13 protein-coding genes are annotated in these 14,589 nt (G+C 54.8%); 4 read left to right on the top strand and 9 right to left on the bottom strand.

Annotated features, from left to right (window positions below; translation table 11 throughout):
• Positions 1–263: 263 nt before the first annotated feature.
• The gene (locus CKV94_RS10770) at positions 264–1,259 is read left to right on the top strand and encodes a malate dehydrogenase (protein ID WP_003822775.1); all 996 of its coding nucleotides are present in this window, start codon (positions 264–266) and stop codon (positions 1,257–1,259) included.
• A gap of 144 nt (positions 1,260–1,403) precedes the next feature.
• Here CKV94_RS10770 and CKV94_RS10765 read toward each other — a convergent pair whose 3' ends face one another.
• Positions 1,404–1,733: an FKBP-type peptidyl-prolyl cis-trans isomerase gene (locus CKV94_RS10765; protein WP_003822774.1), complete on the bottom strand. Its 330-nt coding sequence runs from the start codon at positions 1,731–1,733 to the stop codon at positions 1,404–1,406.
• A 245-nt stretch (positions 1,734–1,978) separates the two neighbouring features.
• Between CKV94_RS10765 and CKV94_RS10760 the strand changes: the two genes are divergently transcribed.
• The 3 genes from CKV94_RS10760 (at position 1,979) to CKV94_RS10750 (ending at position 3,806) form a co-directional block, all read left to right on the top strand.
• The gene (locus CKV94_RS10760; RefSeq protein ID WP_003822772.1) at positions 1,979–2,839 is read left to right on the top strand and encodes a phosphoribosylaminoimidazolesuccinocarboxamide synthase; all 861 of its coding nucleotides are present in this window, start codon (positions 1,979–1,981) and stop codon (positions 2,837–2,839) included.
• Between the two features lie 77 nt (positions 2,840–2,916).
• On the top strand, positions 2,917–3,111 hold the full coding sequence (locus CKV94_RS10755; protein WP_003822771.1) for a hypothetical protein: 195 nt from the start codon (positions 2,917–2,919) through the stop codon (positions 3,109–3,111).
• Between the two features lie 185 nt (positions 3,112–3,296).
• The gene (locus CKV94_RS10750) at positions 3,297–3,806 is read left to right on the top strand and encodes a cytochrome b (RefSeq protein ID WP_003822769.1); all 510 of its coding nucleotides are present in this window, start codon (positions 3,297–3,299) and stop codon (positions 3,804–3,806) included.
• A gap of 109 nt (positions 3,807–3,915) precedes the next feature.
• Here CKV94_RS10750 and CKV94_RS10745 read toward each other — a convergent pair whose 3' ends face one another.
• From CKV94_RS10745 to aspS, 8 genes are all read right to left on the bottom strand, one after another.
• Positions 3,916–4,791, bottom strand: a complete 876-nt coding sequence (locus CKV94_RS10745; protein WP_003822767.1) for an RnfABCDGE type electron transport complex subunit B — start codon at positions 4,789–4,791, stop codon at positions 3,916–3,918.
• Positions 4,792–5,003: 212 nt separating this feature from the next.
• On the bottom strand, positions 5,004–6,137 hold the full coding sequence (gene nrdB / locus CKV94_RS10740) for a class Ia ribonucleoside-diphosphate reductase subunit beta (protein WP_035580333.1): 1,134 nt from the start codon (positions 6,135–6,137) through the stop codon (positions 5,004–5,006).
• Between the two features lie 93 nt (positions 6,138–6,230).
• On the bottom strand, positions 6,231–7,436 hold the full coding sequence (locus CKV94_RS10735) for a nuclease-related domain-containing protein (protein ID WP_003822763.1): 1,206 nt from the start codon (positions 7,434–7,436) through the stop codon (positions 6,231–6,233).
• Between the two features lie 113 nt (positions 7,437–7,549).
• Positions 7,550–9,829, bottom strand: a complete 2,280-nt coding sequence (nrdA, locus tag CKV94_RS10730; RefSeq protein WP_003822762.1) for a class 1a ribonucleoside-diphosphate reductase subunit alpha — start codon at positions 9,827–9,829, stop codon at positions 7,550–7,552.
• Between the two features lie 472 nt (positions 9,830–10,301).
• A complete protein-coding gene (locus tag CKV94_RS10725; protein WP_003822760.1) occupies positions 10,302–11,060 on the bottom strand; it encodes a TatD family hydrolase in 759 nt (252 codons plus the stop codon).
• 329 nt (positions 11,061–11,389) lie between these two features.
• A complete protein-coding gene (locus tag CKV94_RS10720; RefSeq protein ID WP_003822759.1) occupies positions 11,390–11,986 on the bottom strand; it encodes a hypothetical protein in 597 nt (198 codons plus the stop codon).
• Between the two features lie 90 nt (positions 11,987–12,076).
• A complete protein-coding gene (gene nrdR, locus CKV94_RS10715) occupies positions 12,077–12,538 on the bottom strand; it encodes a transcriptional regulator NrdR (protein WP_035580086.1) in 462 nt (153 codons plus the stop codon).
• A 219-nt stretch (positions 12,539–12,757) separates the two neighbouring features.
• Entirely contained in the window at positions 12,758–14,566 is a 1,809-nt protein-coding gene (gene aspS, locus CKV94_RS10710) for an aspartate--tRNA ligase (protein WP_003822755.1), read from the bottom strand.
• Positions 14,567–14,589 lie beyond the last annotated feature (23 nt).

Here is a 14,589-nt window from a genome sequence, read left to right as displayed (position 1 = left end):
CCTTTGTTTTAAATCAACTTAACATAGCGAACATCAAAATGGATGATTGCTTGCCTAAAGGATTTTAGTTAATTGTCAGATAAATAATCCGGTTATTCGACATCGCGTTTGCCCTTGTTCTTAATATAAAATAATGGAAAAGTGCCACAAATATGCCAACTTTCTGTATCATAACGCGCTTTACACGCTGCCTCAGGCTACCTGAAAAATCTGTGGCAGCATTGCACACTTTAATATTCATCCTCACTTCACTACATCAAGCCATGACCCACACCAACACGCCAAAAGCCCCCGTCCGCGTAGCTGTAACCGGCGCTGCCGGCCAGATTGCCTACTCTTTATTATTCCGCATTGCCGCCGGCGATATGCTCGGCGCAGACCAGCCCGTTATCCTGCAACTGCTCGATTTGCCGCAAGCGCAGCAGGCCGTACAGGGCGTGATTATGGAGCTGCACGACTGCGCCTTCCCGCTGCTGGCTGATGTGTTTGCCACCAGCGACCCCGAAGCCGCATTTCAAGATGCCGAAATCGCTATTTTGGTCGGTGCCCGCCCGCGCAGCAAAGGCATGGAACGTGCCGATCTGCTGCATGCCAATGCCAATATCTTCACCGCGCAGGGCGCCGCGTTGAACAAGGTGGCTAGCCGCAACGTGAAAGTGCTCGTAGTGGGCAACCCTGCCAACACCAACGCTTATATAGCCATGAAATCCGCGCCCGACCTGCCCGCACGCAATTTCACCGCCATGCTGCGCCTCGACCACAACCGGGCTCTCAATCAAATCGCCCTTAAAATCGGCCATTCTGTAAATAGTATCAATCAATTATGCGTATGGGGCAACCACAGCCCCAGCATGTATGCCGACTACCGTTTCGCCACCGTAAACGGCCAAAGCGTGCAAGAGTTGATTGGCGATGCACAATGGAACACCGAACACTTCCTGCCCACCGTGGCCAAACGCGGCGCCGCCATCATCGAAGCGCGCGGCCTCTCTTCCGCTGCCTCAGCCGCCAACGCCGCCATCGAACACATCCGCGACTGGGTGCTCGGCAGCAACGGCCGCTGGGTAACCATGGGAGTGCCTTCAGACGGCGCCTACGGCATCCCCGAAGGTCTTATCTTCGGCTTGCCCGTGGTGTGCGAAAACGGCGGATACCGCGTGATTAAAGACTTGCCGATTGACGACTTTAGCCGCGAACGTATCGGCATCACGCTCAAAGAGTTGGAAGACGAACGCGCGGCGGTGGCGCATTTGTTGTAACGCGGGCGCAGGAGCAAAAATTTTCAGGTAGCCTTTCGTGTGTAAGAGGCTACCTGAAAATCCATCGGCAAAGAAAAGAGAAGGGCTACCTGAAAACTTGAATTACGGTTTTCAGGTAGCCTTTCCTTATGCAGAAAACGCTGCTTAATCGTGTACCTTCAGCAATTCCACTTCAAAAATCAAAGTGGCGTTCGGTGGAATCACACCGCCGGCACCGCGTGCACCGTAGCCCATTTCTGGCGGGATGGTGAGCTTGCGTTTGCCGCCTTCGCGCATACCGCCGAAGCCTTCGTCCCAGCCGCGGATGACCTGGCCTACGCCCAGGATGATGGTGAGCGGTTGGCCGCGGTCGAGGCTGGAGTCGAATTTGCTGCCGTTGGTGAGGTAGCCGCTGTAGTGTACGGAAATCCGTTTGCCTTTTTCGGCGGTTTTGCCGCTGCCGGTTTCAATGTCTTCAATAATCAGATTGCTCATGATGTTTCCTTAAGTGAGGGATGGAGGGGAGGCTACCTGAAAAATAAGCGCTTCGGTTTCATTCTAACTGCATTGAGGTTTAGGCTTTCAGGTAGCCTGCTGATGCGGGCAGCATTCTCAGGCATAAAATGCAGTTCGGCAACTGTTTTGCCTCCTTCTGGCAGGATATTTCCACGCTGCCGTTTTTTCCGCGCGGCAATTGGACTAGAATACCAACTTTCCAACCACCCGCCTAATAATCCATCATGACCACCATTCCGCTGAAAAAAATCTATTCCGGCAAAGTGCGCGATTTGTATGAAATCGACAGCCGCAGCATGCTCATCGTTGCCTCCGACCGTCTCTCCGCTTTCGATGTGATCTTGAACGAACCCATTCCCGGCAAAGGCGAAATCCTCACCCAGATTTCCAATTTCTGGTTTGGCAAACTCTCGCACATCATGCCCAACCACTTCACCGGCCAAACCGTATACGACGTATTGCCGCACGACGTAGCCGCCGCGCTGGAAAAACGCGCCGTGGTGGCCAAACGGCTCGAACCTTTGAAAATCGAAGCCATCGTGCGCGGTTATTTGGCCGGCAGCGGCTGGAAAGAATACCGCCAAACCGGCGCCGTGTGCGGCATCAGGCTACCTGAAAACCTGCGCGAAGCCGAGCAGCTGCCCGAAATCATCTTCACCCCGTCCACCAAAGCCGCAGTGGGCAACCACGATATCAACATCAGCTTTGATGAGTGCGCCCGCATCATCGGCCAAGAGCTGGCCGAAGAAGTGCGCCGCAAAGCCATCGCCCTCTATAGCGAAGCCGCCGAATACGCCCGCACCCGCGGTATCATCATCTGCGACACCAAATTCGAATTCGGCCTGGACGAAAACGGCACGCTCACCCTGATGGACGAAGTGCTCACCCCTGATTCCAGCCGCTTTTGGCCGGCCGACCAATACCGGCCCGGCAGCAACCCGCCCTCGTTCGACAAACAATTCATCCGCGACTGGCTCGAACAAAGCGGCTGGAACAAACAGCCTCCCGCCCCCGCAGTGCCCGCCGAGGTTATCGAAAAAACCTTGGCCAAATACCGCGAGGCTTTGGAACTGCTCACCCAGTAATCCGTTTTTCAGGTAGCCTCAAACATAATCAAGGCTACCTGAAAACCTATCCTGCTATTTAAACCGTATTTTCTGCCATGCCTACCCGCAAACAAACCGCTCTGCAAACCGCCGCCAAGCTCAAACAGGGCAAAACCGCCAAGCTCAAAGAATGGCAGGCGGTATCTGCCCAGCGGCAGTTTGCCAACGAATACACCGTGGCCGCCCGCCTCGGCGAACCCGCGTTTACCGAAGAGCAGGCTGAGATGGTGGCGGCGTTGTTTGGCAAGTAAGCTGCGCGGTGTGGTAAGCATCAAAAGGCTACCTGAAATTTTTCAGGTAGCCTTTTTAGTATTGCCGACAGAGCTCGGAGAGCGTTCGATTACCGTGTATTGCCTGCGGCTTGCCGCTTGGTATCGAAAGTTAATCTAATCCGTTATAATCCGCCGCTTTTCGGTTTTAAAAAAAGGAAATAACAATGAAAGACACACCACAATACTACGGCACCCTCAGCCGTTTTTTCCATTGGCTGATGGCGGCTATGTTTGCCTTTATGCTGTGCACGGCGGCCATGTGGAATATTAACGAAAAATACTACAGCTTGATGGGCTACCACAAATCGGTGGGCTTCCTGTTGTTGGTTTTGGTGGCTTTGCGCCTGGTTTGGGCACTGGTTAATTGGCACAACCGCCCGCACGGCAGCTTGGCGGTGAAGCTGGGGCATGCCGCGCTGTATCTGTTGATGGCGGCGGTGCCGGTGATAGCGATGATTCGCCAATACGGCTCTGCACGCGGCGATTTGGAAGTGTTCGGCATCACGGTGATGAATAAAATCGAGCAGCCTATCGAGTGGATGACGCAGCTGGGTAACGCGGCGCACGGCAAACTGGCGTATCTGCTGTTTGTGCTGGCCTTCGGGCACATCGCCATGGCGATGCTGCACCAGCTGCACGGCGAGAAAATCATCAATCGGATGGCCGGCAAATAAGAGGCTGAATCGGCCGGCTTAAACCGGCATTGAAGAAGCAACAAAAGGCTACCTGAAAATTGCTGTGTAGGATTTTCAGGTAGCCTTTTTGGTTGATGGCTGCAATGGATCAGTTTTGAGATTGGGCTTCTTCTTCGGCTTTGAGTTGGCGGAGGTAGTCTTTGGCGGCGGCTTGCTCGGCTTCGTTGCCGTAGCGGATGTGTTTCAGGGCGCGGCGGTGGGCGGCTTGTTGTTGGGCGGCGGCGATTTGTTGTTGGCGGAAGCTGTCGTGATTGCTGGGCACGGTGCGCTGGTTTTGCCGGGCTTGGGCGCCGGCCATGGCGCGGGCGATGAGGTCGGCCGGGTTGAAGGCGGGTGTGGTGGGATTGTTTGGTTTGGCAGGGGGTGCTGCCGGCTTGGTAGGCGGGGGAGTTTGGGCGGCTGCCTGCACGGCGGTGGCCCGTTGGGCAAGGTGGGCTCGGCGTTCGGCAGCGGCACGCTGTTGGCGCTGCTCGCGGTGTTGGAAGCGTTGTTTGGCGTGTGCGGCAGCGGCGCGGCGGGCTTGCTCCGGTTGGGCTTGGGCGCCGGCGCGGGGCAAGACGGCATCGGGTACAGGCTGCATTCTGATGCAGTCTACGGGGCAGGGTGGCAGGCAAAGGCCGCAGCCGGTGCATTCGTCGGCCAGCACGGTGTGCATGAGTTTGGATGCGCCGAGGATGGCATCGACGGGGCAGGCTTTGATGCAGGCGGTACAGCCGATGCAGGCAGTTTCGTCGATATAGGCCAGGGCTTTTACGGCGGCCTTTTCGGGCTGGGCCAGGGGCAGCGGCGGGATGTGCAGCAGCTCGGCAAGCTCATGCAACACGATGTCGCCGCCGGGCGGGCAGAGGTTGATGGGGGCTTGGCCTTGGGCGATGGCTTGGGCATAGGGGGCGCAGCCGTCGTAGCCGCATTGGCGGCATTGGGTTTGCGGCAGGAGGGCTTCGATTTGGCTGGCGGTGGGCATGGCGGTGTGGCAGTTGGGTTTTATTATGGGTTGGTTGCAGTTTAATTTTTGAATACGGTATTGGCTTGCTTTGCTGTATGCATTGGCTGCGCAGGCTGCTGGGTATCGAACGTTAACCTGCTTTATTTTAACACGCGGTTTCAAGCTCAAAGGCTACCTGAAAATCAGTTGGGCGATTTTCAGGTAGCCTTTTGGCTGGGTTTGGGATGAGATTACAGTTCAAAGTCGCCCAAGTCGTCGGCGCTCACTTCGGCGTCGATTTGGCCGATCAGGTAGGAGGAGATTTCCACTTCCTGCGGGGCTACCTGAACGTTGTCGGAAGAAAGCCAAGCATTGATCCAGGGGATGGGGTTTTGCGTGGCGGCGGGGAAGGCGGCGTTTAGGCCGACGGCCATCATGCGGTGGTTGGTGATGTATTCCACATATTGGCACAGGATGTCTTTGTTCAGGCCGATCATGCTGCCGTCTTTGAAGAGGTATTCCGCCCACTCTTTTTCTTGCTCGGCGGCTTTTTTGAAGAGCTCGAAGCAGTCGTTTTCCAGCTCGGCGGCAATTTCGGCCATTTCTGGGTCGTCGGTACCGCTGCGCATGAGGTTAAGCATGTGCTGGGTGCTGGTGAGGTGCAGGGCTTCGTCGCGGGCGATGAGTTTGATGATTTTGGCATTGCCTTCCATCAGTTCACGCTCGGCAAAGGCGAAGGAGCAGGCGAAGGAAACGTAGAAGCGGATGGCTTCGAGCACGTTGACGCACATCAGGCAGAGGTAGAGTTTTTTCTTCAAATCGCGCAGGCTCACCACGATGGTTTTGCCGTTTACGCGGTGCTCGCCTTCGCCCAACAGGTTGTAATATTGGGTGTATTCGATGAGGTCGTCGTAGTAGCAGGCGATATCTTCGGCGCGGGCGATGATGTATTCGTTTTGCACGATGTCGTCGAACACGACTGAGGGGTCGTTGACGATGTTGCGGATGATGTGGGTGTAGCTGCGCGAGTGGATGGTTTCGCTGAAGCTCCAAGTTTCAATCCAGGTCTCGAGCTCGGGAATGGACACCAGGGGCAGCAGGGCGACGTTGGGGCTGCGGCCTTGGATGGAGTCGAGCAGGGTTTGGTATTTGAGGTTGCTGATGAAGATGTGTTTTTCGTGGTCGGGCAGGTTGGCGTAGTCGATGCGGTCGCGCGACACGTCGATTTCTTCCGGCCGCCAGAAGAAGGAAAGCTGTTTTTCAATCAGTTTTTCAAATACTTCGTATTTCTGCTGGTCGTAGCGGGCAACGTTTACGGGCTGGCCGAAAAACATCGGCTCTTTGAGGACGTCGTTTTTTTCCTTGCTGAAGGTACTGTAGGACATGACGAGGTGTTCGCAGGACATGGCGGGATCTCTTTTGCAATGTGATTGGTGAAGGATATAGGGCTTCAGGCTACCTGAAAATAATATAGCGGGTTAGGTACGGTTTTTGGCACGTTGGTGTTCCATGCAATACAGTTTACCGTGAAAACGTTTGGAATATTTTTGGCAATATTGGACAACTGCCGGGGTAAGCTTCTTATCGCAGCCTGGGTGGTTGCAATGGATTTGTTCTGTTTCTATTTGCTCGGCTTGGGTGTTGCTTATTTTGTCGGTTGTGTTGCTCTGCTGATGTTCGCGGCAATATAGTTTGCCGCCGAAACGGCAGCTGTGTTTTTGGCAATATTGAATGACTGCCTGGCTGAGTTTTTCATGACAGCCTGAGTGTGCGCAGTATTCATCATGTTCGGTTTCGGATTCGGGGCTGGCGGGGGGTGCTTTTTGTTGTAAGGCTGCCTGCTGGTGCTCGCGACAGTATATTTTGCCGCTGAAGCGTTCATGGTTATGCAGACATAGCAATGCTTCATTTTCGCTGATGGCCTGCCCGCAGGTGTGGCAGTTTGTCAATAAGGGCTTGATGGAATTGGGCAGATATTCTAGTAGCCCTTCTGGCTTGTGTTCTGCCGCAATGCGCCGCCCCCATTCGTGAATGGTTTCGTTGTTGATTAACAGGGCATCAAACATATGGTTGAGAACGAAGCCGACGCCTACTCTATTTTCGCCGAATTGTTCGTGCCATTGTCGGATAGCATCGGCTTTGATGACGCAGGAAGTATCAAAATCTTTGCTATCTGGCCGTCGGATAATGGACTGCGGCGATACAAGAACGGCATGGTGTACTTCCAACGGGCGACCGGTTTTCATTTTCACGCCGATACGGTCGAACAGTTTCAATAAGATGCGTTCGTGCCGTTTGCTTTGTTCGATGGGGGATGGGATTCCCTTTTTCTTACCGCTGGGGTATTGAACCGTGAATTCGCCGAATTTGTTGATAGTGAGGTTGCCATTGAAGTTTTTGGTTTCCAACAAGATGGCAAAAACGCGGTTGATCAATAGGTGATCGATTTGCGCAACTTCTCCGTCGATTTCTATCCGTAAGTCATGGATGATTACATAGTATTCGCTATCTTTTAGGTAGTTGTCGATGTAAAAGGCAGCATCTTTCTCGCCGTTGATACCGGTGCGCAGCTTCCATAATTTATCGGTTAAATGTTCGCGTTGCTGCTTGTTGAGCTGCAGTTTGTCTACGGCTTCGAGCAGTTTCAGCTTGCTGCTTTTATCGTCGGCAGATTTAATCAGCATGATGTGGTGGGGATGGAAAAGGTTTTCAGGTAGCCTTTTAGGCTGAAACCAAAAAGGAGGATTAGGGCTACCTGAAAATAAACTTCTTTTTCAGGTGGCCTCGTTATTACAGGCTAAATCTTACAAGCCCCCCCAGCACAGCCGTCGTCCTGAATATCGCTCTGCGTATCGTCCGCACCATCACGAGTGTGGTGGTAGTAGAGGGTTTTCAGGCCGAATTTGTAGGCGGTGAGCAGGTCTTTGAGCATCTGCTTCATGGGCACGCGGCCGCCGTCGAAGCGTTTGGGGTCGTAACTGGTGTTGGCGGAAATAGCCTGATCAACAAATTTCTGCATGATGCCGACCAATTTCAGGTAGCCGTCGTTGCCGCCCATCTGCCACAGGGTTTCGTATTGGTTTTTCAGGCGATCGAATTCGGGTACGACTTGTTTGAGGATACCGTCTTTAGAGGCTTTCACGCTGACCAGCCCGCGCGGTGGCTCGATGCCGTTGGTGGCGTTGGCGATTTGCGAGCTGGTTTCGCTGGGCATGAGCGCGGTGAGGGTGGAGTTGCGCAGGCCGTGCTGGACGATTTCGGCGCGTAGGGCTTCCCAGTCGTAGTGCAGGGGCTCGCTGCAGATGCTGTCGAGGTCTTTTTTGTAGGTGTCGATGGGCAGCACGCCTTTGGCGTACATGGTTTGGCCGAATAAGGGGCAGGCACCGTATTCTTTGGCCAGCTGCACGGAAGCTTTGAGCAGGTAGTATTGCATGGCTTCGAAGGTGCGGTGGGTGAGGGCGAGGGCGGAATCGTTGCTGTAGCGCACGCCGTGTTTGGCCAGATAATAGGCGTAGTTGATCACGCCGATGCCCAGGGTGCGGCGGTTCATGGTAGCTTTGCGGGCGGCGGGAATGGGGTAGTCTTGGTAGTCGAGCAGGGCATCGAGCGCGCGCACGGCGAGGTCGGAAAGGTTTTCCAGCTCGTCCAGGTTTTCCAATGCGCCGAGGTTGAAGGCGGACAGGGTGCAGAGGGCGATTTCACCGTTTTCATCGTTAATATCGTTTAACGGCTTGGTGGGCAGGGCGATTTCCAGGCACAGGTTGGACTGGCGCACGGGAGCCACGGCGGGATCAAACGGGCTGTGGGTATTGCTGTGGTCTACGTTGTGGATGTAGATGCGGCCGGTGCCGGCGCGTTCCTGCATCAGGGTGGAGAACAGCTCGGTGGCGGGTACCACGCGTTTGCGGATGGCCGGGTCTTGCTCGTATTGCACATACAGGCGCTCGAACTCGTCTTGGTCGGCGAAGAAGGCGTCGTACAGGCCGGGCACTTCGTTGGGCGAGAACAGGGTGATGTTGCCGCCTTTAATCAGGCGGGTGTAGAGCAGGCGGTTGATTTGTACGCCGTAATCGAGCTGGCGCACGCGGTTGTCTTCCACGCCGCGGTTGTTTTTCAATACCAACAGGCTTTCCACTTCGATGTGCCACAGCGGGTAGAACAGGGTGGCCGCACCGCCGCGCACTCCGCCTTGGGAACAGGATTTAACGGCGGCTTGGAACATTTTGAAAAACGGAATGCAGCCGGTGTGCTGGGCTTCGCCGCCGCGGATTTCGCTGCCCAAGCCGCGAATGCGGCCGGCGTTGATACCGATACCGGCGCGTTGGGAAACGTATTTCACAATCGCGCTGGTGGTGGCGTTGATAGAGTCCAGGCTGTCGTCGCATTCGATCAGCACGCAGCTGGAGAATTGGCGCGTGGGGGTGCGCACGCCGCTCATGATGGGCGTGGGCAACGAAATTTTGAACAGGGAAACCGCGTCGTAGAAGCGTTTGACGTAATCCAAGCGGGTAGCTTTGGGATATTTGGCAAACAGGCACATGGCCACCAAGATGTAGAGGAACTGCGGGGTTTCGTAGATCTGGCGGGTAACGCGGTTTTGCACCAGGTATTTGCCTTCCAGCTGCTTAACGGCGGCATAGGAGAAGGTCATATCGCGGGCGTGGTCAATGTAGCCGTCGATTTCGTCAAACTCTTCGCGGCTGTAGTCCTCGAGGATGTGGCGGTCGTATTTGCCTTCGGCGGTCAGCTTGCTGACGTGGTCGAATAGGTGTGGCGGCTCGTATTGGCCGTAGGCGATTTTGCGCAGGTGGAAAATAGCGAGACGGGCGGCCAGGTATTGATAGTCGGGAGTGTCTTCGGAAATCAGGTCGGCAGCAGCTTTGATGATGGTTTCGTGGATATCGTCGGTACGGATGCCGTTGTAAAACTGGATATGGGATTTAAGCTCGACTTGCGATACAGATACGTTGTCGAGGCCTTGCGCCGCCCAAGTAACAACGCGGTGGATTTTATCGAGGTCGATCGGCTCCAAACGGCCGTCGCGCTTGGTAACTTTGAGATTAACGGTATCGTTCATTTTCCCATCCTGATTTTGAGTAGGCAACACAAGATAATGTGTTTGGCGAGTGAAACTCGCACAATATAATGTATTTAGATGGCAAAAAAAAGGTGGCAAAATGTAAGGCTTTGTGGCCGGGCAGTGTATGGATTTCTAAACCAATCACTTACACCAAGCAAAAATAATTTTATTGAAATCGGTAGAGTGATTGCTTGAGTGATGGGTTCAACAGAGTGGGGAGGCTACCTGAAAAAAGGTGATGAGGTGGTTGCCATATATGGATGAGGCTACCTGAAATTTTGTCTCGTGATAAGCACGGTGCCAATTTCAGGTAGCCTTTTTGTTGGCCGGCCTTGAGTAATCAGGCAAACCACGCTGGTTCCATTAATAAGAAACAGCGTTGTTTGCTTAGTATAGCCATTGGCTGCTTCCGGCCAATTGTTCAAATAAACTTTCCAGCGTAGATACTTGAGGGCGCTATCACATAAATTTAAGAGAAAGACAGCAGCCTATCCACATTTTGCTCTGTGGCAGCGGCTACTTCCTGCATGCTGATGCCACGCAAGGCCGCCACAGTTTCTGCCACCTGCCGCACATTGATGGGCGTGTTTTCTCCTGCGCCGGCTATTTGCATAAACGGGCTGTCGGTTTCCAGCACCAAGTGTTCCAGCGGCAGCTCTGCGGCAGCGGTACGCACTTTGCGGGCATTCGGGTTGAGCACCAGTGTGCCGATGCCGATAAACAAACCGCAACGGATAAAGGCACGGGCTTCTTCGAGGCTACCTGAAAACGCATGGGCAATGCCGCCGCTGCGGAAACCGCTGTGCTTGAGCGCGGCAACCACATCGGGTGCGGCGCGCACATGGTGCAGCAGCACAGGGCGGCCAAATTGCTGCGCTAAGTCGAGCTGGGCGAGCAGGGCGGTGGTTTGCTCGGTGCGGGTCTGCTTGCGATCGCCGTAATAATCCAGCCCGATTTCGCCCACCAGCAGCCCCGGCTGCGCTTGCAGGCGCTCGGCGATGCGGCTAATTAAACCGGGTTGGAAGCTTTCGGCAAACCACGGGTGCAGGCCAAGCGCGCCATAATATTTGGGTGGGGCATGCAGCCGGCAGACGGCATCGAAATCCGCTTCGGTAACCGACGGCACAATAAAACGCTGCACTCCTGTGGCATGGGCTGCATTAGTGATTTCAGGTAGCCGGCAGGCAAGCATGGAATCGGCAAGGTGGCAGTGGGTATCGGTAAGCATGGTGGAGGAATGAGGAGCTGATGGGGCAGTATAGCGCAGTTTGTGGGGTGCAGAGGCTACCTGAAAATCGGTTGGGGATTTCAGGTAGCCTCAAGCACTTGGTGTGAGCAGGTATCATCAACGATGCCATGTCGCTATTGCAGACTGCAGGTTAGCTGAAAATGGCTGGCCGGATATTGGCGGTACAGCAAGCTGCATGAGCTTGCTTTAAATTCGTTGGAGATGAATTTTCAGGTAGCCATCGTGTTTGAAAGGGCTACCTGAAAAACTTGCCGTGCCGGGTAAGCAAAATTCGCCAAACTTGAGCAGTTTGGCGAATTGGGTATGGCTTATTGTTTTACCGTGAGGTTTTTCAGCAGGACATCCAGCTCGGGGAGAGAGGCGGTGCTGCTGGTGGCGCAAACGGTGTAGAGGTTTTTGGCATACACGGCCACGCAGCTTTCGTTGAGCACGTTATCGTCTTGGCCATGGCTGAAGCGGTAGCCCATGCGCTGGTCGGCAGGGGTGTCTACGGCAGTGTCGTTCAGGCCTTGGTCGGCTTTCAGGCTTTCGCTCAGTTTGGCGAAGTAGGCTTCGGCTGGCTGTTTTGGGGCACCGAAGTTGCTGACAGTGATGGCAACGTCTTGGTCGGCATCGTATTGCAGCAGGCTGATTTTATTGCTGTCGGCGCCATCGACATATTGGGCGGATTCAGCCAATTTGTCTTCAAAACGGCCGTTTACAGTGAGGCTGATGATGCCGTCTTCGGTAGCCAAGGTTTGGCTGGGGTTTTGTGCGGCGGCAGATGCGGCGGCGGTTGCTGAAGCAGCGGCCACTTCGCTGGCGCTAGGGGCAACCACGGAGGTTTCTGCCTGTTGGTTGCAGCCGGCTAACAAGAGGCTACCTGAAAGGGCAAGCAGGAGGAGGGATGTGTGGGAGCGGTTCATAGGTTTTCCTTGGAGTCAGTAAACGTAAACGGAGCGCAGTATAACAAAACGGGCTGTGTGGCGCAGCGGGTTTGCAGGATTTTGCGCGGCCTAGGAATGGTCGGTGCGTTCCAGCCCGGCTACGGTGCGGGTGAATTCGGCCACGTCTTTAAAGCTTTTATACACGGAGGCGAAGCGCACATAGGCCACTTGGTCGAGCTTGGCAAGCCGCTCCATCACCAATTCGCCGATCAGGCGGGATGGCACTTCTTTGCTGCCGGTTTTATATAGGCACTCTTCGATTTCGTGCACGGTGTGTTCGATGGCTTCGGCGGAAATAGGGCGTTTGTGCAGGGCGCGTTGCAGGCTGGTCTGCAGTTTGAGCGGATCGAACATAACGCGCTCGCCGTTGTTCTTGATGATTTGCGGCATCCGCAGCTCTACGGTTTCGTAGGTGCTGAATCGGCGGTCGCAGGCAGCGCAACGGCGCCGGCGTCGGATACTATTTTGCTCTTCCAGCAGCCGGGAGTCGATTACTTGGGTGTTGTTATGGTGGCAGAAGGGGCATTTCATAGGTTTGGGGTTAATATTTTATATAACAGTAGTTTGCTGTGGGTATTGTACTCTAACCGAGAGTCATAACCAAAGTACTAATTTTTCCTGTGGTGTTGGTTCGCTTGGTATGTAGCCATCATTGCTGTGGCTATCCCGAAAGTGCAGCGGCAAGCACTATAGTTCGGAATAAAACACAGCCTGAAAACTGCGGTGTTTTCAGGCTGTGTGCCGGGCGGTTTACGCTTCTTTCTGCTCGGTCTGCTTCTGGCGCAAGCGCAGGTGCAGCTCACGCAGTTGGAGTTCGTCCACATGGTTGGGAGCATCCACCAGCAGGTCTTGCGCGCGTTGAGTTTTCGGGAAGGCAATCACATCGCGGATGGATTCGGCTTGCGCCATCAAGGCCACCAAACGGTCGAGGCCGAAGGCCAAACCACCGTGTGGCGGCGCACCGAATTTCAGGTTGTCCAACAGGAAGCCGAATTTGTTTTGCTGCTCTTCAGGCGTGATTTTCAGCGCGGCAAACACTTTTTCCTGAATGTCGGCGCGGTGGATACGAATCGAGCCCCCACCGATTTCCCAGCCGTTGAGTACCATGTCGTAGGCGCGGGCCAGGCAGTTTTCAGGGTCGGATTCCATCAGGTCTTCGTGGCCGGGTTTGGGCGAGGTGAACGGATGGTGCATGGCGGCCCAGCGGTCGTTTTCCTCGTCGTATTCGAACATCGGGAAATCCACCACCCACAGCGGTTTCCACTCGTCCACGAAATAGCCGTTTTCCGCGCCGTGTTCTTTGCCGATTTTAATCCGCAATGCGCCGATGGCTTCGTTCACCACTTTGGCTTTGTCCGCGCCGAAGAAGATGATGTCGCCGTTTTGCGCACCGGTGCGTTTAATGATTTCCTGCAGGCTGCTTTCGGACAGGAATTTGACGATGGGCGACTGCAAACCGCTGTTTTCGCCGTTGCTCAAATTGGTTACATCATTCACTTTGATATAGGCCAAGCCTTTCGCGCCGTAGATGCCGACAAATTGGGTGTATTCGTCGATTTCTTTGCGGCTGAGTTTCGCGCCGTTCGGTACGCGCAGGGCCACCACGCGGCCGCCTTTCATGTCGGCTGCGGCACGGAACACTTTGAATTCTTCCGTTTTCATCAAATCGGTCAGCTCGGTAAATTTCAGGCTGATGCGCATATCGGGCTTGTCGGAGCCGTAGTAGAACATGGCTTCGGAATAGGGCATACGCGGGAAGTCGCCCAAGTCCACGCCCAAGGCTTCTTTGAACACCTGTTTGGCCATGCCTTCGGTGATGTCCATGATTTCATCCTCGTTCAAGAACGAGGTTTCCAAGTCGATTTGGGTGAATTCAGGCTGCCTATCGGCGCGCAGGTCTTCGTCGCGGAAGCATTTGGTGATTTGGTAGTAGCGGTCGAAACCGGCCACCATCAGCAATTGTTTGAACAATTGCGGCGATTGCGGCAGCGCGAAAAATTCGCCCGGATGCACGCGGCTGGGCACGAGGTAGTCGCGCGCGCCTTCGGGGGTGGAGCGGGTCAGCATCGGGGTTTCGATGTCGATGAAGCCTTGTGCGTCCAAATAACGGCGCACGCCCATGGCTACCTGATAACGCAGGCGCAAGTTGCGCTGCATCACGGGGCGGCGCAGGTCGATGACGCGGTTTTGCAGGCGCACGGTTTCGCTGATGTTTTCGTCGTCAATCATGAACGGCGGCGTGGCGGCGGGGTTCAGGATTTCGATTTCTTTGGCCAAAATCTCGATTTTGCCGGATACCATTTTGTCGTTGGTGGTGCCTTCGGGGCGGTTACGCACGCGGCCGGTGATGCTCAAAACGTATTCGTTGCGGGCGGAGTCGGCCAATTTGAACGCTTCGGGCGTATCGGGGTCGATGACGACTTGGACGATGCCTTCGCGGTCGCGCAGGTCGATAAAGATTACGCCGCCGTGATCGCGCCGGCGGTGCACCCAGCCTTTGACGGTTACGGTTTGGTCTAAGTATTGCTCGCTGATTAGGCCGCAGTAGTTGGTACGCATTTCGGTGTTTCCTGAAAAGTGTT

This window comes from Eikenella corrodens (genome assembly GCF_900187105.1).
GTDB lineage: Bacteria > Pseudomonadota > Gammaproteobacteria > Burkholderiales > Neisseriaceae > Eikenella > Eikenella corrodens.
This window is presented reverse-complemented; position numbering and strand designations above follow the sequence as displayed.

Bases quoted from the DNA above. Each gene is read 5' to 3' on its own strand.
- CKV94_RS10765 (WP_003822774.1), bottom strand. From the start codon at position 1,733: ATGAGCAATCTGATTATTGAAGACATTGAAACCGGCAGCGGCAAAACC.
- CKV94_RS10760 (WP_003822772.1), top strand. From the start codon at position 1,979: ATGACCACCATTCCGCTGAAAAAAATCTATTCCGGCAAAGTGCGCGAT.
- CKV94_RS10720 (WP_003822759.1), bottom strand. From the start codon at position 11,986: ATGAACCGCTCCCACACATCCCTCCTCCTGCTTGCCCTTTCAGGTAGC.
- nrdR (WP_035580086.1), bottom strand. From the start codon at position 12,538: ATGAAATGCCCCTTCTGCCACCATAACAACACCCAAGTAATCGACTCC.
- nrdB (WP_035580333.1), bottom strand. From the start codon at position 6,137: ATGTCCTACAGTACCTTCAGCAAGGAAAAAAACGACGTCCTCAAAGAG.
- nrdA (WP_003822762.1), bottom strand. From the start codon at position 9,829: ATGAACGATACCGTTAATCTCAAAGTTACCAAGCGCGACGGCCGTTTG.
- aspS (WP_003822755.1), bottom strand. From the start codon at position 14,566: ATGCGTACCAACTACTGCGGCCTAATCAGCGAGCAATACTTAGACCAA.
- CKV94_RS10750 (WP_003822769.1), top strand. From the start codon at position 3,297: ATGAAAGACACACCACAATACTACGGCACCCTCAGCCGTTTTTTCCAT.
- CKV94_RS10725 (WP_003822760.1), bottom strand. From the start codon at position 11,060: ATGCTTACCGATACCCACTGCCACCTTGCCGATTCCATGCTTGCCTGC.
- CKV94_RS10770 (WP_003822775.1), top strand. From the start codon at position 264: ATGACCCACACCAACACGCCAAAAGCCCCCGTCCGCGTAGCTGTAACC.
- CKV94_RS10745 (WP_003822767.1), bottom strand. From the start codon at position 4,791: ATGCCCACCGCCAGCCAAATCGAAGCCCTCCTGCCGCAAACCCAATGC.
- CKV94_RS10735 (WP_003822763.1), bottom strand. From the start codon at position 7,436: ATGCTGATTAAATCTGCCGACGATAAAAGCAGCAAGCTGAAACTGCTC.
- CKV94_RS10755 (WP_003822771.1), top strand. From the start codon at position 2,917: ATGCCTACCCGCAAACAAACCGCTCTGCAAACCGCCGCCAAGCTCAAA.